16 protein-coding genes are annotated in these 19794 nt (G+C 61.5%); 11 read left to right on the top strand and 5 right to left on the bottom strand.

Translation table 11 applies throughout. From position 1 onward, the window contains the following. Window positions 1-3 precede the first annotated feature (3 nt). The 5 genes from B6S08_RS02675 to B6S08_RS02650 form a co-directional block, all read right to left on the bottom strand. Entirely contained in the window at window positions 4-414 is a 411-nt protein-coding gene (locus tag B6S08_RS02675; RefSeq protein WP_211284141.1) for a hypothetical protein, read from the bottom strand. A 1412-nt stretch (window positions 415-1826) separates the two neighbouring features. Then, a complete protein-coding gene (gene mukB / locus B6S08_RS02665) occupies window positions 1827-6242 on the bottom strand; it encodes a chromosome partition protein MukB (RefSeq protein WP_094199231.1) in 4416 nt (1471 codons plus the stop codon). Further along, window positions 6239-6937 carry a chromosome partition protein MukE gene (gene mukE / locus B6S08_RS02660; RefSeq protein ID WP_094199230.1) on the bottom strand — a complete coding sequence of 233 codons (699 nt, stop codon included), beginning with the start codon at window positions 6935-6937 and terminating at the stop codon, window positions 6239-6241. Before mukE ends, mukB begins: the two co-directional genes overlap by 4 nt. Next, window positions 6918-8243: a chromosome partition protein MukF gene (gene mukF / locus B6S08_RS02655; protein WP_094199229.1), complete on the bottom strand. Its 1326-nt coding sequence runs from the start codon at window positions 8241-8243 to the stop codon at window positions 6918-6920. Before mukF ends, mukE begins: the two co-directional genes overlap by 20 nt. A gap of 226 nt (window positions 8244-8469) precedes the next feature. Next, window positions 8470-9240: a methyltransferase domain-containing protein gene (locus B6S08_RS02650; RefSeq protein WP_094199228.1), complete on the bottom strand. Its 771-nt coding sequence runs from the start codon at window positions 9238-9240 to the stop codon at window positions 8470-8472. A gap of 72 nt (window positions 9241-9312) precedes the next feature. On the opposite strand from B6S08_RS02650, the gene elyC reads away from it, so the two are divergent. From elyC to nth, 11 genes are all read left to right on the top strand, one after another. Next, complete coding sequence (elyC, locus tag B6S08_RS02645; RefSeq protein ID WP_094199227.1) at window positions 9313-10077, top strand: envelope biogenesis factor ElyC; 765 nt, start codon at window positions 9313-9315, stop codon at window positions 10075-10077. 101 nt (window positions 10078-10178) lie between these two features. Next, a complete protein-coding gene (gene tpiA, locus B6S08_RS02640) occupies window positions 10179-10931 on the top strand; it encodes a triose-phosphate isomerase (RefSeq protein WP_094199226.1) in 753 nt (250 codons plus the stop codon). 127 nt (window positions 10932-11058) lie between these two features. Further along, complete coding sequence (pfkA, locus tag B6S08_RS02635; protein ID WP_094199225.1) at window positions 11059-12021, top strand: 6-phosphofructokinase; 963 nt, start codon at window positions 11059-11061, stop codon at window positions 12019-12021. A 240-nt stretch (window positions 12022-12261) separates the two neighbouring features. Beyond that, entirely contained in the window at window positions 12262-12987 is a 726-nt protein-coding gene (locus B6S08_RS02630) for a sulfite exporter TauE/SafE family protein (protein WP_094199224.1), read from the top strand. A gap of 78 nt (window positions 12988-13065) precedes the next feature. After that, window positions 13066-13647, top strand: a complete 582-nt coding sequence (gene rsxA / locus B6S08_RS02625; protein ID WP_094200521.1) for an electron transport complex subunit RsxA — start codon at window positions 13066-13068, stop codon at window positions 13645-13647. A gap of 1 nt (window position 13648) precedes the next feature. Beyond that, a complete protein-coding gene (gene rsxB, locus B6S08_RS02620; RefSeq protein WP_094199223.1) occupies window positions 13649-14203 on the top strand; it encodes an electron transport complex subunit RsxB in 555 nt (184 codons plus the stop codon). Next, window positions 14204-16759: an electron transport complex subunit RsxC gene (rsxC, locus tag B6S08_RS02615; RefSeq protein ID WP_094199222.1), complete on the top strand. Its 2556-nt coding sequence runs from the start codon at window positions 14204-14206 to the stop codon at window positions 16757-16759. Continuing rightward, on the top strand, window positions 16759-17808 hold the full coding sequence (rsxD, locus tag B6S08_RS02610) for an electron transport complex subunit RsxD (RefSeq protein ID WP_094199221.1): 1050 nt from the start codon (window positions 16759-16761) through the stop codon (window positions 17806-17808). The genes rsxC and rsxD overlap by 1 nt, the downstream gene beginning before the upstream one ends. Beyond that, window positions 17808-18440: an electron transport complex subunit RsxG gene (gene rsxG, locus B6S08_RS02605; protein WP_094199220.1), complete on the top strand. Its 633-nt coding sequence runs from the start codon at window positions 17808-17810 to the stop codon at window positions 18438-18440. Before rsxD ends, rsxG begins: the two co-directional genes overlap by 1 nt. After that, window positions 18437-19132, top strand: coding sequence for an electron transport complex subunit E (locus B6S08_RS02600; RefSeq protein ID WP_094199219.1), 696 nt, complete (start codon window positions 18437-18439; stop codon window positions 19130-19132). Before rsxG ends, B6S08_RS02600 begins: the two co-directional genes overlap by 4 nt. After that, a complete protein-coding gene (gene nth, locus B6S08_RS02595) occupies window positions 19129-19773 on the top strand; it encodes an endonuclease III (RefSeq protein ID WP_094199218.1) in 645 nt (214 codons plus the stop codon). Before B6S08_RS02600 ends, nth begins: the two co-directional genes overlap by 4 nt. The last annotated feature ends 21 nt before the right edge of the window (window positions 19774-19794 follow it).

Genomic DNA, 19794 nt, shown 5'->3' with positions numbered 1-19794 from the left:
TTGTTAGGCTTTAGCTGCAAGATAATTGGCAACCTCATGGGCATAAAGGAAATAGCCCATTGATAAAGACAAATAGAAAATCTTGTGCCTAGTGACAAATATTTTAATTGCCTCGCTCCATTTAGAAACCCCCTTTAGCTCTTGAGACTTCTCATCCCAGAACGGGTCGTCAGGGTACATGGCAGAATCCATTGGAATTACTACGTGTAGAGCCACATACATTACCGCCAAAGTTGAAAGCATTAAAAATAGGCCGAAGATTACAAAACCTTGAAAATACTCACCCGCTTTCAGCGTGACCATAGATATTGCAAAGACAGCACCACATAAAGTAGTCCATGCGATGGATTTCATTACGTCCTCGACAAATGATTTATCCATAATGTGCTCTGCTAAAAAATCCCTACGTCTCATCATTACTCCTTGTAAGCCTAACGCCCTGTTAAGTAGTGAGGCACGCAATACAAATGCTTCTGCACTACTCCGTAAACACAAAAACCACTGCAAACCAAAAATGCCACGCGTGCCGAATCTGCTTGAACAGTTTGTTATGTTTTACCACAACTGACTCACTCACATGGCAAAGAACTGAATTGCATAAGAAATTGTTTAACTTGTGTCACACGACTTTGTGGAATAATCCGACAAAAGCGATACATACAAAACGTGTAATTCTCGGGAATGTGATTGAAGCAACTTTGATGACTTTCAGCAAGTGATGGCATCCCTTTCAAAACAGCGAAAGACAAAACTCAAATTGCCGAAAACCTCGCTGCCGATTTGCTAATTGAGGAATAGAACCAAAGCGACTTTAAACCAGACCAATTTTCAACACGCAGACGCGATTTCAAATTGAAGCAACTCACGAACCTTGAAGCATATAACCGGTTGAGAAATTCAAGAACTTAGGTCGATAATATTGAATTGCTGAGGCAACTCGAACGAATTGCCAAAGAGACCAAAGAAATAAGCGCCAGAAAACCTTTTATTTCTTCTAAATCAAAGTGAAACATAACATTATAATAATGAGCATGCGCATATTTCTTCCAACACGCCCACTCACCTTTCACTCTTAACTTATTGATAAAATTGAAATTAATCTAATACACAGCATTTTGGCGATGAGCAAAAACAGGCATGCTCGTTATCAACGGTCGCTTGCGCACTATCCACAAAGCCCTGCCATAAGCCACTCAGATAACAGCGTTTTTTACGCCCGGTTTGCTGTACACGCGCATCGCCCGGCTGATAGTGCGCAGGGTGCTGACAAGCTGGCCAATACACTGTAGAAACCATCAGTATTTTCTGCTGCCACGCTACCGCCCGGATCTTGCGGGCGACCGGGCCACTGGACGTTGGCTGGAATGGAAGCGGTTATTGTGCCTGCCGAAAGAAAGAATTCAAATGGAACTTTTGCAGGATGGTGTTTTTGCGTAGCTTTTTGGATAAAAGGCGCCCTGTTACACACTTGTGTGCAGAAAAAGGGCGGTTTGGAGCCGTCTGTTCTGGATCCCCGCCTTCGCGGGGATGACAAAGGAAGGTTCGGGGTAACAAAGGAAGGTTCGGGGTAACAAAGGAAGGTTCGGGGTAACAAAGGAAGGTTCGGGGTAACAAAGGAAGGTTCGGGGTGACGAAAGTGAGGCGCGGTTGATGACAGAAAGACGGGATGAATGACGAAGATATGAAAACGCCCGCGGTTGCGGGCGTTTTGGGGTGGTTTGGAGCCGTCTGTTCTGGATCCCCGTCCCCGCGAGGATGACGTTCCTTCGCGGGGATGACAACAAGAAGACGCGCGGATGACAGAAAGAAAACGCGCTGGAAGGCGGTTAGGCCGCCTCCCCTGCAAAGCCGCGCAGGCCCACTACATGCACATGCTCCTGGTTGCCGTGCACCTTGCGGATCAGCTTGTAGGTGGTGCCTTTTTCCGGGCTGATGTTTTCCGGGGCGGCAATCAGCAGCTGCATGTCCTGGCGCTCGCATAGCTCGAACAGGGTAGCGATGGAGCGGGCATCGAGGCGCGCGGCCTCGTCGAGGAACAGCAAGCGGCAAGGCAGCACGTCGCGGCCGCGCAGGTGGCGGGCTTCTTCTTCCCAGCTTTGCAGCACCATCAGCAGAATGGCCTGGCCGGTACCAATAGCTTCACCGGTGGAGAGGGCGCCGCTTTCGGCCCGCAGCCAGCCGTCGGCACCGCGCTGCACTTCAATGTCCAGCTCCAGGTAGTTGCGGTAGTCGAGCAAGGCCTGGCCCAGCACCTGTGGGCTGCGATCGCCCCGCTCCAGCTCGGGGTTCAGGCGCTGATACAGCTTGCCCATGGCCTCGGAGAAGCTGAGCTCCTTGCTGCTGAACAAGTCCTGATGGCGGCCTTCGGGGTCGCTTAACGCATCCAGCAGGCGCTGATAGGTGTCGCGAATGTTCACGTTCAGGCGCACCCCGGCCACCAGACCAAAGCGAATGTTCTGCAGGCCCTGGTTGAGCTGGCGAATGCGGGTCTGCTCCCGACGAATAATGGTGTTGATCTTGGCGGCCACCTCCACGGACGACAGCGACAGCTGGCCTTCGCGCAGGGTGAGCTCGTCGGCCAGGCGCGCCAGCTCCACTTCCATTTCTTCCAGCGCTTCCACCGGATCGTCGGCGCGAATAATGTCGTGGCGAATGCGCGCCTTGAGGTGACGGAACACCAGAATGTAGAACTGCACCTTTTGCAGGGTGTTGCGGTTGCCCTCGGACAGGCGCAGGGCATCGCGCAGCTCTTCGTCGTGCTCCACCGCCACCCGCAGGGTGCCCAGGGCCTTGTCGGACATGGAGCGCAGCTCGTCGGCATCGAGATAAGCCAGCTCCGGGCGCTTGAGCCGGCGCTCCACATCGTGATCCCGCGCCAGCCGCTCCACTTTCGACCAGTTGGCCTTGTGGGCCACCAGCGCCTTGCGGGCGGCAAAATAGCCCTGGCCGTCTTTGGACAGGCGCTGGCTGAGGGAGTCTATCTCGCGCTTGGTCACCTGGCGCTGGGCCTCGGTCTGGCTGCGCTTGTTGCGGGTCTGCACCAGTTCGTTTTCCACCTCGCGCTTGGCGTTCCGGGCCTTTTGCTCCATGTCGTCGGCAAGCGCAATGCCCAGGGCCGCCAGCTCCTCGCGGAACTCGCCCAGCGTGCGGTTGCGCGCATCGCGGCCGGTAACCAGGGCGGTGCGCGCCTGCAGGGCGTCGCTTACCCGGCCGGAAAGCTGCTCGGCACGCAGGCCGGCCTTGCGGCGGGCTTCTTCCGCCTGGGCCAGCTTGGCCTTGAGGCTGTCGTTCATGGCGGAGCTTTGGCTCAGCAGCTGCTCGGCATCGGCATAGGCCAGGTGCGGCAGCCGTGCCACCAGCTGGTTTAGTGCATAGGTGCGGGCCCGGGCCTCGGTCAGATCGCTTTCGGCCTGCTCGGTGGCGGCTTTCAGGGCGTCAAAACCGGCGGGATCCTGGCGCAGCACCTGCACCTGCTCGGCCAGACGGCCCAGGCGCTGGCCGTGGGCGGCCATAAAGTTGCGGGCCTCGGTGAGTTTGTCGGCATCGGCCTTGGCGCTTTGCAGCCGTTCGGCCACGCCGTCGTCGGCAAGCAGTGAAGCCAGCGGCAGCAGCTTGTGCAACAAACCCTGCTGCTCGCGCAGGCTGTCCACCTTGCTGGCCCACTGAGTGCGCTGCTCGGCAAGCACCGCCCGCTCCTGCTCCAGCTCACTTTGTTGCTCGGCCAGCTCCGCCAGCAATTCTTCCGGGCTGGGGGCAAAGGCCTGTTGCAGGCCGTCACTGACAAAGTCGCTCAGCTGGTGGTAGAGCCGGCTGTGTTTTTGCTGGGCAAAGGCCGCTTCGGCATAACGGGCGCTCTCAGCTTCAAGCTCGTCGCGCAGCTTTTCCACCTGGGCTTCCCGGGCGGCGCGGCCAAACAGCGGCACGGCAGGAAAACGGGAATAACGCAGCTGGCGCTCGCCGTTTTGCACATACACGGCCCGCTCCAGCTCGGTGGCCTGCAGCAGGTCTTCATCAAAGGCGTCGGGGTTGCCCTGAATGAGATACACGTCGGGTGGGCAGCTTTCCAGCGCCTGCAGTTTTTCCAGCGCGGCTTCTGGGTCCGCCACCACAATGGCATTGCGGGCCGGGCCGTAGAGCGCCTCATAGTACGGGGCGTCTTCCACCGCAATGTCGTCATACACCTCGCACAGCAAAGTGCCGCCCAGGTGCTCGCACAAAGACACCAGCTCGGGAGAGGCATCGCTGCCGCCGCTCAGCACACGAATGTGCTGCTCCAGGCGCTGTTTGGCGGCCAGCGCCTGCTGCTTGGTCTGCTCGGCCTGATGCTCGTCGCGCAGGGCCTGCTGCATGGCGGTGGTGATTTCACTGCTGTCGGTGAGCGGCTTGTTCGCCAGCTCCCGCAACCGCTCCAGCGCCTGCTGGGCCTTGTGCCAGGCCGGGGCCTGAACCTTCAATGCTTTAATGCGCGGCGCCAGCTGGCCTTCGGCGGACTGTAGCTGGCGCTGGGCCTCGGCACATTCGGCCAGCTGTTCTTCGGCCTCGGCCTTTTGCTCTTCCACTTCGGCCAGTTGCAGCTCAAGCTCGTCTTCGCTGTGCACGCGGCGGTTGTGGCGGGCAAGCTCTCCTTGCAACTCGCGCACCTTGTGCAGCCGGGCCTCGGCCTGCTCGGCGTCTTTCAGGCTGCGACGAATGCCCTCTTCCCGGCCGAGCAGGCTCTGGTGTTCCCGGCCCTGCTCTATCAGCTGGGTGGCCTTGCCGTAGGCGGCGGCCCGGTCCACCGGGCCGGCCACGGCTTCCAGCAGCGCCAGTGCCTGGTCATACTGGGCCCGGGCGGCTTCGGCCAGACTCAGCTGCTGGCGTTGCTCCAGCACGGTTTGGGTCAGTTCCTGCTCGCGTTGCTGATGGCGCTGCTCTTGTTCTTTCGCCTGCTCGGGCTCAAGCCCGGGCAGCTCGCAGCGGGCGCGCACGTCTTCCAGCGCCTGGCGGGCCTGGCGATACTGAATAGCGCGGGTTTGTTGCGTGTCCAGCGCCTGCTGATAATCCGCCAGCTGGCTCTTCAGGCTGTCTACCTCGGCGTCGGCCTCGGTGCGGGCGTCTTGCGCCTGCTGATGTTCGTCCTGCAGCTCGGCCAGCATTTCTTCCTGAATGGCGAGCTTTTCTTCCAGCTCGTCCAGCTCCAGCTGATAGGCCTGAATTTTCTCATTAAGCTTGACCCCGCTCAGCACCTTGGCCAGATGCTCAGACGCGATATCCAGCTCGTCGGTCAGCATGCGCTCCTTGGCTTGCAGGTGCTCGTATTCATCGGCCAGATAAATCAGCCGGGCCTTTTCCTCGGCCAGAATGCGGCGTTCTTCCGCCAGGGCCTTGCGGGCCGACAGGGCGAGATCCGACAGCCGCTGCTTTTCGGCGCTGTTGCGCACATAGTCGGCGGCGGCGTAGTGGGTGGTTTCGGTGATCAGCTGGCGGAACAGATCCCGCTGGCGCTGGGTTTCGCGAATCGACTCCAGGGTGCGGCGGTTTTCAAAAATCGCCGCCTCCATGTCGGTAAAGGCCTTGCGAATACCGGCGTTTTCCGGCAGCAGATAGTCTTTCAGGCTGCGGCTGATGGTGCTGGAAATACCGCCATAGAGCGACGCCTCAATCAGGCGATAGAACTTCACCCGGTCGCGCTGATCTTTCAGCTTGCGCGGGGTCACGCCCATGTCGAACAAAAAGTTGTGATACTCGCTCACCGTATTGAAACGGGCAAAGCGCAGGCCGGCATTCACGGCGGCGGCCTTCAGCTCGTTGAGCGAGCGCACCTGACCGCGGCCGTCTTGCAGGCGTTGCAGCAGCAGCTCGGTGGGCGCCGCGCCCTTGGCCACTCCCTGCAGGGCAAAGGGCACCATATTGACCTTGTTGTCGCGGTTGGCCACCTGCTCCAGGTGCACGCCAAACCATACCCGCTCCTGTTGTGAGGTGGTCACCTCAATCAGCGAATAGCAGTGGCCCCGTTGCAGCTTGCCATACAGGCCCTTGTCGCGGCTGCCCGACTGGCTGCCCGCTTCGGTGGTGTTGCGAAAGTGCAGCAGGCTGAGATCGGGAATAAGCGCGGCAATAAAGGCCGCCATGGTGGTCGACTTGCCGGCGCCATTGCCACCGGACAGCGTGGTTACCAGCTGGTCCAGATCAAAGGTGCGGGCGAAAAAGCCGTTCCAGTTGACCATGGTCAGGGATTGAAACTTGCCTCGGGTCACACTCACTGCTCGTTCTCCTGCTCGTCCTGGTGTTCATTGGCGGTAGTGTCGGCATGGGTGTCGGTGCCGGCCACGGCTTCGCCTTCCCTGATCATGCGCAGCTGCAGCTCGCGGGGGTCTTCGTCGCTGCGCACGTCGGCGGCAAAACGGAACACCGCTTCGGTAATACGGAATTTGTCCTGGCTGCCCACACTGCTCACCATGCCAATACGCTTGAGCCGGCGAATGGCGCTTTTGAGCTTGTCGGCCAGCTTGCGCTTGTCGAGATCACTGCCTCCGGCGCGCTGGTTCACCATGCGCAGCAGCGCCTGCTCGTTGGACAGGGTCAGAATCTCTTCCTGCAGGTCTTCAACGGAGAACACCCCTTCGTTGATCAGCCGATCCGGGCTCAGGTAGAGGTAGCACAGCACCTTGCCCACCAGCATTTCCAGCTCGGACAGAATGGAGGTGCCCAGCTCACTGGTGGAGCGCGGTCGCAGGTAATAAAAGCCCTCGGGGGCGCGCACCAGCTCGGCCTGGTAACGCTGATAAAAGGCGTCCAGCTCGGCGTAGTATTCCTGCAGCAGCGAATGCTGCTCCAGCTCGTCGGCGGTAATGTGCCGGCCCGCGCGCAGCTGGTTGTCGAGGGCGGGAAACAGCGGGTTGGCAATGGCCTGAACCAGTCTTGAGTCCAGGGCCTGTTCAGTATTGGTCGATAACATGTGCTTGTACCTTGGCCCCGTGGGCATTAATGGGTTGCCAGTCGGGCATGGGCGCGCCCGCGAGTTCGCCGTCGGCATGGCCGAGCTTGACCGCTTCGTCAATCAGCAGGCGCGCAATGTCAAAGTGCTGGTAATAAGGGTAATCGTTCAGGTAATCGCGCAGCACGCCGGCCAGATCCAGCGGCTTGCCGGCGGTGGAAAACACTTCAAGGTGCTGCCGAATGCGCCCAGAGAGCTCGGCGGCCACGTCGGTCATGTCCTGATATTCCAGCTCCACCGGCAGCTCGCCGGTCACTTCCTCGGCGTAGGCGGCCATGGTTTCATCACGCAGCTCCAGCAGCGGCAGGGTCTGGCTCACCCGCAGCCGCCAGTTGTGGTGTTCAAAGTGGCGAATGGACTCGCGCAGCCGCTGGCTGAAGGCACGGTTTTTGTCCATGTCGATGGCGGTGCGTATAAAGCGGTGCACGTGGCGGTCGTAACGGGACCAGAGCTCAATACACTGGCTGCCCCAGTGAATAATGGCATCGAGCCGGGCCTGCAGCTGCTGGCACAATATCGCCACCTCGGCGCCGCGCGGGCTTTGCTGCAACTGCTCTTCAATATTGAGCAGACTTTGTTGCAGGCCGTGGCCGGCCTGGTCGAGGGTGTCTTGCAGTTCGCGCAGGGTCACACCGGTTTCCCGCAGCAGCTGTTCACAGGCGTGAATAGCCTCGTGCCAGTTTTTGTTGAGCAGGGCGGCAATGTTGGCCTTGACCGCGTTTTGCTGCTCATCCATGGTGCGCTGGGTGTCGTCGATGCGCGCCAGCTGCTCGGCCACGGAATATTTGAGCCGGCCTTCCACGTTCTGGGCCCAGCCCTTGTCGTCGGGGTTGGCAGCAATGGCCTCGGCGACCTTGTCCAGCTCCTGGCCGATGTGCTCCAGCAACAGCGACAGCTTGATTTGGCTCACTTCCCGCTGGGCGGCAAAGAACTCCACAATGGCCAGCCCCAGCCGGGTCAGGCGATAGAGGCTTTCCCCCTCACCGCCGTCGCCCTGAAAGCGGCTCAGCAGGCGCTGGCGCACCAGATCGTTAATGGCATTGTTGGCCCGGCTGACCTGAGTGTCGTCGGCCTGCTCAAAACCCTTGCTGACATAGCCAAAGGCGTGGTGCAGCTCGGCCTCGGACAGCTGCGGCTGCTCACCGCCCCGGCCAAAGATATGCGCCGCCAGCAAAAAGGCCAGCCGGTCGGGAGGCAGATGCAGCCCCAGGTTTTCCTCTCTGACCCAGCCGATCCAGTCCGGCAGGGTGCGGGACATTTCCGTCATGGTGTTGCTCTCTTCACTTTGAATGCCGCCCGGTCAGAGGCCCGGCGGCGCGTGTTTTTTGCTATTTGTCACTCCCGCGAAGGCGGGAGTCCATTCCGCAGATCCCGGCGTTGCCTCATTGTTGGGATTCGCTGCGCTCATCGCCAACCTACGGCTTGTTTGTAGGCCCCCATTTATTGGGGCAGCGGTGCAACATGAAGCACCCATGTCCCCGTTAAAACGGGGCCTACAACGCCTTGTGCGCAAAGATATGCATATAACGCCCCAGGTGCATAAAGGGCTCGGTGCGGGAGTGGGCCAGCTCCATCTCAATCATTTCTTCCTCGGTGGGAAAGGGCCCGTGCACGTTCGACATGTAATCGTGAAATACCCGCACGCCACTGCGCCCGGTTATAACAAAGCCGAGCTCACTCAGCCAGCCGTCTACCTTGACAGGCCGACAGGGCCAGCCCGGCGTCAGTTTCTGGCGTCGTTTTCTGACCAGGTTGGCGTGCACGTAATCAAAGTTGCCTTTTACCAGGCTGTGGTAAAGCAGGCCGTCGCGGTTGTAATACATCAGCGACAGGTGGCCGCCGGGTTTTAGCAGCGCATTCAGGCCGGCCAGCAGGCTGGCCTGATCTTCCACCCACTCCAGCACGGCGTGGCACAACACAAGGTCAAATTGGCCGAGATCGGCGACGGTTAACGACTGAATGGGGCCGTGAATAAAATCGAAGTGCGCACTCAGGCCTTTTTCGGCGATCTGCTCGCGCGCCTCATTCAGCATTTCCGCCGACAGGTCACACAACACCACATGGTGGCCCTCGGCGGCCAGGCGCTGAGAGACGGGGCCAAAGCCGCCGCCGGCGTCCAGAATGCGCAGCGGACGCGAAGAAACGGGCAGCCATTCGGCCAGATCCCGCGTCAGCACCCGCAGGCGAATTTGCCCCTTGGTGGTGCCATAGATATTGCGGGAAAAGGTGCGGCTTTTGCCGTCGAAGCTGGTGTTACGCGTCAAAACCGGTGTTTCTTGTGATAAAGAAGAAGGCTATTCTGGCACAACCGCTACGGTTAACAAATGCGAGAGTGCATGCCCTTCCTCTTTTTGGCGAAAAAATGGCTGGGAAGCCTGCTTTTACCCCTGCCCCTGCTGCTTTTTTTGGCGTTGTTTGGTGTAATCCTGCTGCTGATGCGCCATAAACGCAGTGGAATACTCTTGGTTGCACTGTCGTTTCTGGCATTAATGCTGCTCGGCACGCGGCCCGTGGCCAACGCGCTGATGGCTCCGCTGGAAAGCACCTATGCCCCCTTTGAGGCGGGCACCGGACCGGTGGATGACATTATCGTGCTGGGGGCGGCCCAGGTCGCCGATCCGCGCCTGCCGTTGTTAAGCCAGCTGGGCAATGCCGCCCTGGCGCGCATCAGCGAAGGGATCAGGCTGGCTCATGCCCACCCCGAGGCCCGGCTGATTGTCAGCGGCTATGCCGGTGGCGAAGGCCGCTCCAGCGCCGAGCTTTATGGCGAAGTGGCGCAAGCCTTTGGTATTGAGGCCACCCGCATCGTGATGCTGCCCGAGCCCAAGGACACCGCCGAGGAAGCTGCCGCCATCGCGCCACTGATCGCCGGCCGCCGGGCGGTGCTGGTGAGTTCGGCCAGCCACCTCCCCAGAGCCATGTCGCTGTTTGCCGCCGAAGGGGGGCATCCCGTTCCCGCCCCCATAGATCATCAGGCCAGGGAAAGCGCCGGCACCCTGCCGCTTTATACCTATTTGCCGCGGGCCCGCTATCTGGAGCGCAGCGAGCTGGCCTGGCACGAATACCTGGGCCGGTTGTGGATGCGCCTGGGTGGACAATGAGCCGACTTGGTTGAAAAATTACATCAAACTTTGGCCCGCCTCGTGGTTTGGCGCGGGCCGAATCCCTATAATGCCCCCATTTGACTGAAAGGAAACCACTTATGCGACAGACTCTGGTAATGGGTAACTGGAAGCTCAACGGCAGCAAGGCCATGGTGAGCGAGCTGATTTCTGCCCTCAAGGCCCCCGCCGCCGAAAGCGACAAGATAGCCGTGGCGGTATGCCCGCCGGTGCTGTTCCTCGGCCAGGCCGAAGCAGAACTCGCCGGCAGTGTCATCGCCCTGGGCGCCCAGGACGCCGATGTGCACAACAGCGGCGCCTTTACCGGCGAGAACGCCCCGGCCATGTACAAGGAATTCGGCGTGAAATACGTGCTGGTGGGCCACAGCGAGCGCCGCACCCTGCACGGCGAGTCCGATGCGGTGGTGGCCGCCAAGTTCGCCGCCGTGCTCGAGCAGGCGCTGGTGCCGGTGCTGTGCATTGGCGAAACCCTGGAGCAGTTTGAAGCGGGTGAGACTCAAGAAGTGGTTGAACGCCAGCTGCAGGCAGTGATCGATCAGTGTGGCATCGAGGCCCTGGGCCGCAGCGTGATTGCCTATGAGCCGGTATGGGCCATTGGCACCGGCAAAACCGCCACTCCCGAGATTGCGCAGGGTGTGCACAGTGCCATTCGCGCCTTTCTGGCCAAACAGAACGCCAATGTGGCCGCCGGCGTGCAGATTCTGTACGGTGGTTCGGTCAAGGGTGACAGCGCCGCCGGCCTGTTCGCCATGGAAGACATCGACGGTGCCCTGGTGGGCGGCGCGGCGCTGAAGGCCGACGAGTTTGCCGCCATTATTCGCGCCGGCGCATAAGGTTCGAATGTTGTGAATTCGCTGCGCTCATCGCCAACCTACGCCGGTCCTGGTAGGTTGGAATGAGGCACGAATTCCAACATTCTGTGCGCAACGCCTGCATGACGGAATGAAAGCGAGGAACTATATGATCAAACGAATTGGTGTGCTCACCAGCGGCGGTGATGCCCCCGGCATGAACGCCGCCATTCGCGCCGTGGTGCGTGCCGGCCTGCATCACGGGCTGGAGGTGTTTGGCATTCAGAACGGGTATGCGGGGCTGCATCAGGATCAGATAGTTCCCCTCGACCGCCATAGTGTGTCGGACGTGATCACTCGGGGTGGCACCTTTCTGGGCTCGGCCCGCTTTCCCGAATTCAAGGAAGAAGCGGTTCGGGTCGAGGCGGTGCAGAACCTGAAAAAACACGGCATCGATGGCCTGGTGGTGATCGGCGGCGACGGCTCCTACATGGGCGCCATGCGGCTGACCGAGATGGGCTTTCCCTGCATCGGCATTCCCGGCACCATCGACAACGACATTGCCGGCACCGACTACACCATTGGCTTTGATACCGCCCTCAACGTGGCGGTGGAAGCCATTGACCGGCTGCGCGATACCTGCAGCTCGCACAACCGCATTTCGGTGGTGGAGATCATGGGCCGCCACTGTGGCGATCTCACCTCCTCTGCCGCCGTGGCCGGGGGCGCGGAATACGTGATCGTGCCCGAGGTGGCCTTTGATCAGCACGAGCTGATCCAGCAGATCCACGAAGGGGTGGCCAAAGGCAAAAAGCACGCCATTGTGGCCATCTGCGAAAACGTCTGTGACGTCAATCAGCTTGCAAAGGACATTCAGGCCGCCACCGGCCGGGACACCCGCGCCACCATTCTGGGTCACATTCAGCGCGGCGGCACGCCCACGGCGGCGGATCGCATCATGGCCAGCCGCATGGGCGCCCACGCCGTGGAGTTGCTGCTGGAAGGCCTGGGCGGGCGCTGCATGGGGCTGCAGAACAACCATATCGTGCACCACGATATTATCGACTGCATCAAGCACCTGCGCCGTCCGTTCAACGAAGAAATGTATCAGCTGTCGAACACGCTGTTCTGAGTGCTGAGCTCTTCGGCCCTTGGGTAGGTTGGAATGAGCTTCAGCGAATTCCAACACAAAGGCGATTGCGGACTGTTGGGATTCGCTTCGCTCATCACAACCTACCGCTCTGACAGCCTACCGCTGATAGCTTATTTGGTGCCAGCCCACATTATTGATAATACCAGCGCCGATTCGGCTTCTGATTGTCACAGGCAATGGCCATAATGGCCCCATTCCCTTATTTTTGCCGAGCCAACCATGACCCAAGTGGACACTTTCACTCTTGTTCTGGCCGCCCTGGCCTGCTTCACCGGCGCCTATGTGCAGACCGCCATTGGCTTTGGCATGGCGGTGGTGGCCGCCCCCATTCTGTTTTATCTGGATCCCGCCCTGGTACCCGGCCCGCTGATGCTGGTGCTGCTGGTCATGTGCCTAGTGAACGGTTGGCGTTTTCGCAAGGGGTTGGAGCTCAACCTGCTGGCGCCGGCGCTGCTGGCGCGCGTACCCGGCAGTGCCGTGGGGGTATGGCTGCTGATGGTGCTGCCCATCAAGTGGCTGGCGGTGCTGATTGCCATCACCATCATGCTGGGCGTGGTGGTGCGGCTGAAAGACGTGGCCCTGCCCATGACCAAGGCCAATATGGCCCTGGGGGGCTTTCTCTCCGGGGTGATGGGCACCAGCACCACCATAGGCGGCCCGCCCATGGTGCTGGTGATGCACGGCGCCGACATGCACCGCATTCGTGCCAACCTAGCGGGCTTTTTTGTGGTGTCGACCCTGATGTCGGTGGGGGCCCTGACCACGGGTGGTTTTCTGACCCAGGCGCACCTGGAGATGGCCCTGCCCCTGGCCCCCGCCGCCCTGCTGGGCAACTGGGTGGCGGTGCGCAGCCTGCACCTGGTGTCGCGCCCGGTCATGCATTATGGCTCGTTGTCGCTCTGTACCCTTGCCGTGATCGGTATGTTAATCAATACCTTGACCTGAAACTGCGGGCCACCGCCATTGTTAAACGAGGCATAAAGTCCGATAATACCGGCCGTCTTTCTGGATTGCCGAGTGATCATGTCTGAATACCTGCTGCTGTTTGTCGGCACCGTGCTGGTCAACAACTTCGTTCTGGTGAAGTTTCTTGGCCTGTGTCCCTTTATGGGGGTGTCGGGCAAGCTGGAAACTGCCATTGGCATGGGCCTGGCCACCACCTTTGTGCTGACCCTGGCCGCCGCCTGCTCCTATCTGGTGAACCAGTACATACTGATGCCGCTGGATCTGCTCTACCTGCGCACCCTGTCGTTCATTCTGGTGATCGCCGTGGTGGTGCAGTTCACCGAAATGGTGGTGCACAAAACCAGCCCTACCCTGTATCGCCTGCTGGGCATCTTTCTGCCGCTGATCACCACCAACTGCGCCGTGCTGGGGGTGGCCCTGCTCAACATCAACGAGCAGCACAACTTTATGCAGAGCCTGGTGTACGGCTTTGGCGCGGCGCTGGGCTTTTCCCTGGTATTGGTGCTGTTTGCCGCCATGCGCGAGCGCCTGGCCGGTGCCGATGTGCCCGCCCCCTTTCGCGGCCCGGCGCTGGCCATGATCACCGCCGGCCTGATGTCACTGGCCTTTATGGGCTTTACCGGACTGGTCAGGTTCTGAGATGACACACATTCTTATCGCCATTGTTGTGCTGGCGCTGCTGGCACTGATCTTCGGGCTGGTGCTCGGTTTTGCCGCCGTGCGCTTTCGCGTGGAGTCGGATCCCATCGTCGAGCAGCTCGACGAACTGCTGCCGCAAACCCAGTGCGGCCAATGCGGCTATCCCGGCTGCCGTCCCTATGCCGAGGCCGTGGCCAACGGTGACGACATCAACAAATGTGTGCCCGGCGGCGACGCCACCATGCGCAAGATGGCCGACCTCATGGGGGTCGAGCCCCAGGCCATGGGCGAGGAAGCCGCCGAGCCGGTGAAAAAGGTCGCCTTTATTCACGAAGACATGTGCATTGGCTGCACCAAGTGTATTCAGGCCTGCCCGGTGGACGCCATTGTCGGCTCCACCAAGGCGCTGCACACCGTGATTGTCAGTGAGTGTACCGGCTGTGATCTGTGCGTGGATCCCTGCCCCACCGACTGTATTGAAATGGTGCCGGTGAAGGTTACCCCCGACAACTGGAAATGGCAGCTCGAGCCCATTGCCATCAAGCAGGTAAATTAAATGTCGCTGTTAGCGAATCTTCAGGCAGGCAAACTGCACGACTTTCATGGCGGCATTCATCCGCCCGAGCGCAAGGCGCCGGCCAATATCAACCCCATCGTCGACGCCGGCCTGCCCGACGAGCTGGTGCTGCAAATTCGCCAGCATATCGGCCAGCCCGCCCGGCTGCGGGTCAAGGTGGGCTCCCGGGTGCTCAAGGGCGAGCGCCTGACCGACGCCGACAACCCCATGATGATTCCGGTGCATGCCCCCACCTCGGGCACCGTTGTCGCCATTGAGCACCGCCCGTTGTGTCATCCGTCCGGACTGGATGGCGAGTGCGTCATTATCGCCCCCGACGGCAAGGACGAATGGCGCCCGCGCTTTCCCATGAGCGATATCGAGGCCCTCGGCGCCGACGTGCTGCTGGAACGCATTCACGAGGCCGGCATCACCGGCCTGGGCGGCGCCGGCTTTCCGGCCCACGTCAAACTGCGCCCGCGCAAAAAGGCCATTGAAACCCTGATCATCAATGCCGTGGAGTGCGAACCCTATATCAGCGCCGACGACCGGCTGATGCGCGAGCACGCCGGTGACATTCTTCACGGCGTGGCCATTTTGCGCCAGATTGTGCAGCCCGGGCTGACCGTGATTGCGGTGGAAGACAACAAGCCCGAGGCCCTGGACGCGCTGCGTGAAGCCAATACCAGCGAGCAGGTACTGGTGGTGCCCGTGCCCACCAAATACCCCTCTGGCGGTGAAAAGCAGCTGATTGAAATCATTACCGGCCAGCAGGTGCCCCACAACGGCCTGCCCGCCGACATTGGCATTGTGGTGCAGAACGTGGGCACCGCCTTTGCAGTGAAACGCGCGGTGATCGACGACGAGCCGCTGATCCAGCGGGTGGTCACCATTGCCGGCGAATGTTTTGCGGAAAAATGCAACGCCTGGGTACGCATTGGCACCCCGGTGCGCTACCTGCTCAAGCGCTTTGGTTTTACCCCCGGCCCCGAGCCCAGGGTGATCATGGGCGGCCCCATGATGGGCTTTACCCTGCATACCGCCGCCGCCCCGGTGATCAAGGGCAGCAACTGTGTGCTGGCGCCCAGCCAGCATGAGCTGTCGCCGCCGGTGGAAGAGCAGCCCTGTATTCGCTGCAGCCAGTGTGCCGATGCCTGCCCGGCCAGCCTGCTGCCCCAGCAGTTGTACTGGCATGCCAGGGCCAATGAACACGACAAGCTCAACAGCCACAACCTGTTCGACTGTATCGAGTGCGGCGCCTGCGCCTGGGTATGCCCCAGCCAGATCCCGCTGGTGCAGTATTACCGGGTAGCCAAGGCCGACATTCGTCAGGCCCAGCGGGAAGCGGAGCTGGCCGAGCACGCCAAGAAACGCTTTGAGGCCCGCCAGGCCCGGCTGGAACGGGAAAAGGTGGAGCGTCAGGAGCGCCAGCAAAAGGCCGCCGCCGAACGCAAGGCGCGCATGGCCGAACAGGCGGCCGCCGGTGGCGAAGATCCGGTGGCGGCAGCCCTGGCCCGGGTCAAGGCCCGCCAGCAGGCTGAAAGCACCGACGACATGGCCGCCGCCCGCGCCGCCCGCAAGGAAGAAGCCCGTCGCAACCGGGAGCGCAAGGCAGCCGTTGCCGCGTCACCGGCGACCGATGACAAATCCTCTGCGGTAGCCGCTGCTATCGCCCGGGCCAAGGCGCGCAAGGCCGCCCAGACCGACACCGGCAGCGAGGCGCCGGCCAGCGCTGCCGACGACGATAAAAAATCGGCCGTGGCCGCTGCGGTAGCCCGCGCCAAGGCCCGTAAGGCGGCACAGCAGGCCGAGCAAGGCGAACCTGCTGAGGCCGACGCGCCCGCCGACGACAAGAAAGCCGCAGTAGCGGCCGCCATTGCCCGCGCCAAGGCCCGCAAGGCGGCACAGCAGGCCGAGCAAGGCGAACCCGCAGAGGCCGACGCCCCCGCCGACGACAAAAAGGCCGCGGTGGCTGCCGCCGTCGCTCGTGCCAAGGCGCGCAAGGCGGCACAGCAGGCCGAGCAAGGCGAACCCGCAGAGACCGACGCCCCCGTCGACGACAAAAAAGCCGCGGTGGCCGCCGCCGTCGCCCGCGCCAAGGCCCGCAAGGCGGCACAGCAGGCCGAGCAAAATGAACCGGCCGAAGCCGACGCCCCCGTCGACGACAAGAAAGCCGCAGTAGCGGCCGCCATTGCCCGCGCCAAGGCGCGCAAGGCGGCACAGCAGGCCGAGCAAGGCGAACCCGCAGAGACCGACGCCCCCGTCGACGACAAAAAAGCCGCGGTGGCCGCCGCCGTCGCTCGCGCCAAGGCCCGCAAGGCGGCACAGCAGGCCGAGCAAGGCGAACCCGCAGAGGCCGACGCCCCCGTCGTCGACAAGAAAGCCGCAGTAGCGGCCGCCAAGGCGCGCAAAGCCGCCAAGGAATCAGAGCAGGTCGAGGGCAAGGACGCGCCCGCCGATGACGACAAAAAGGCCGCCATTCGTGCCGCCGTGGCCAAGGCCAAGGCGCGACGTGCCGCGGCGTCCAACCAATCAGAACCGGAAGACGAGTCCTAATGGGTTTTCACATCAGCAGTTCACCCCATGATCACGCCCCCCTCAGCACCAATGCGCTGATGCGCCGGGTTTGCTACTGCCTGCTGCCGGGCATTGCCGTGCAGTGGTGGTTTTTTGGCTGGGGCAGCCTGGTGCAGATTGCCCTGGCCGTGCTCACCGCCTACGCCGCCGAGGGCCTGGTGCTCAAGCTGCGTCAGCGTCCCCTGGGCATTTTACGCGACAACTCGGCCCTGCTTACCGCCCTGCTTATCGGCATTGCCATTCCGCCGCTGGCCCCCTGGTGGCTGGTGGTGATCGGCACCGCCTTTGGCATTATCGTGGCCAAGCAGCTTTATGGTGGTCTGGGCCAGAACCTGTTCAACCCGGCCATGGTGGCCTATGTGCTGTTGCTGGTGTCGTTTCCGTTGCCCATGACCAGCTGGCTACCGCCGCTGGAGCTGCAGCAATATCCGCCGGGGCTGGCCGACAGCCTGTCGGCCATTTTTACCGGCTTTACCCTGGATGGCTTCAGCCCCCATCAACTGCGGGAGCTGGCAGATGGCACCACCATGGCCACCCCCCTCGACACCCTGAAAACCGGCTTTACCCAGGGGCATACCGCCGGCGAGATGCTGCAGCAGCCCATTTTTGGCGGCCTGGCCGGCATCGGCTGGCAATGGGTTAACCTGGCCTACCTGGCCGGCGGCCTGGCCCTGCTGCGCCTGCGGCTCATCAGCTGGCCCATTCCGGTGGCCATGCTGGGAACCCTGGCGGTGCTCAGCCTGCTGGGCTTTATGATCTCGCCCGACACCACCGCCGGCCCGCTGATGCAGCTGTTTTCCGGCGCCACCATGCTGGGGGCCTTCTTTATCGCCACCGATCCGGTGTCGGCGTCCACCACCTTCAAGGGCCGGTTGGTTTACGGCGCCTTGATTGGCCTGCTGGTGTACCTCATTCGCACCTTTGGCGGCTATCCCGACGCCATCGCCTTTGCGGTGCTGCTGGCCAACCTGACGGTGCCGATGATCGACAGCCTGACCAAACCCGCCACCTACGGAGTCCGCCGCTGATGCTGGAGACGATGCGCAAAAACGGCCTGGTGCTGGCCGCCTTCGCCCTGGTGTGTACCGCCCTGGTGGCGGTGACCAACAGCCTGACCCGCAACACCATTATCGAGCAGGAGCAGGCCCAGCTGCTGGCGGTGCTGAATGAGCTGCTGCCGGAACATACCCACGACGAGCCGTTGTATGAACATTGCGTGCTGGTGGAAAGCACGCAATACCTGGGCAGCGCCTCTCCTCTGCCGGCGTTTACCGCCGTCAAGGACGGCGAAGTGCAGGGCCATGCCATTGAGGCCATTGCCCCCGACGGTTACAGTGGTGAAATCAAGCTGGTGGTGGGCGTGAACGCCGACGGCACCCTTTCCGGTGTGCGCGTGCTCAACCACAACGAAACCCCGGGTCTGGGCGACAAAATCGAGCTGAAAAAGTCAGACTGGCTGCTCGACTTTGACGGCAAGCAGCTGAACGGCGCCGAGGACCCACGCTGGGCGGTGCGCAACGACGGCGGCCAGTTCGACGCCTTTACCGGCGCCACCATTACCCCCCGGGCCGTGGTAGGCGCGGTGCGCAGAGTGCTGCTGCTGGTGAATGAACAGCCCGGCCTGCTGAGCGAGGCGCCTCGCTGCGGAGAACAGATATGAACGAGCAACACAAAGACATTATTCGCCAAGGCCTGTGGGGCAACAACCCGGCACTGGTGCAAATCCTCGGGTTATGCCCGGTGCTGGCGGTGACCAACACCCTGACCAACGCCCTGGGGCTTGGCATTGCCACCCTGCTGGTACTGGTGGGCTCCAACCTCAGCGTGTCACTGGTGCGCCAGTGGGTGCCGAGCGAGGTGCGCATTCCCATCTATGTGATGATTATTGCCAGCCTGGTGACCTGTGTGCAGTTGCTGATGAACGCCTTTACCTATGGCCTGTATCAGTCGCTGGGTATCTTTATTCCGCTGATCGTCACCAACTGCGTGATCATCGGCCGGGCCGAAGCCTTTGCTTCAAAAAACAGTGCCCCCCTGGCGGCGCTGGACGGCCTGATGATGGGCCTTGGCTTTACCGCCGTGTTGCTGGTGCTGGGCGGCCTGCGCGAACTGCTGGGCATGGGCACCCTGTTTGACGGCGCCGAGCTGCTGCTGGGCGACTGGGCCGCAGGCTTGCGTATGGACGTGCTGCACCTGGACAACGGCTTTTTGCTGGCCATTCTGCCCCCGGGCGCCTTTATTGGCCTCGGCCTGCTGATCGCCGCCAAAAACTGGCTCGACGGCCGGCTGGCGGCCCGCCGCGCTCCCGCCCCCAAGGCCGAAGTCACCCGAGCACGAGTAACCTCACTATGAACATGGAAAAACGCCGGCAAATTCTGGAGCGGCTGCGGGCGGAAAACCCGCACCCGACCACCGAGCTCAACTTTAACAACCCCTTTGAACTGCTGATTGCGGTGCTGCTCTCGGCCCAAGCCACCGATGTGAGCGTAAACAAGGCCACCATTGGGCTGTTTGCCGCCGGCCCCACCCCGGCGGCCATGCTGGCCCTGGGCGTGGACGGGGTGAAGGCGCATATCAAGACCATCGGCCTGTTCAATTCCAAGGCCGAAAACGTCATCAAGACCTGTGCCATACTGCTGGACAAGCACGGCGGCGAGGTGCCGGAAAATCGCGAAGCCCTGGAAGCCCTGCCCGGCGTGGGCCGCAAAACCGCCAACGTGGTGCTCAACACCGCCTTTGGCTGGCCCACCATTGCCGTGGACACCCATATTTTCCGGCTGGCCAACCGCACCCGCTTTGCCCCCGGCAAGAACGTGGACGAAGTGGAGCAAAAACTGCTGAGATGGGTGCCCGCCGAGTTCAAACTCGACGTGCACCACTGGTTTATTCTGCACGGCCGTTATGTCTGCACCGCACGCAAGCCCCGCTGTGGTGCCTGCGTGATCGAGGATTTGTGCGAATTCAAGGACAAGCAATACCCGGCGGGAGAATAAGCGCGCCCCGGCGTGCCCTTT

The sequence above is a fragment of the Oceanimonas doudoroffii genome (assembly GCF_002242685.1).
GTDB classification, from domain to species: Bacteria; Pseudomonadota; Gammaproteobacteria; order Enterobacterales; family Aeromonadaceae; genus Oceanimonas; species Oceanimonas doudoroffii.
Note: the sequence above shows the minus strand (reverse complement) of the source record. Positions and strands in the feature narration are given on the sequence as shown.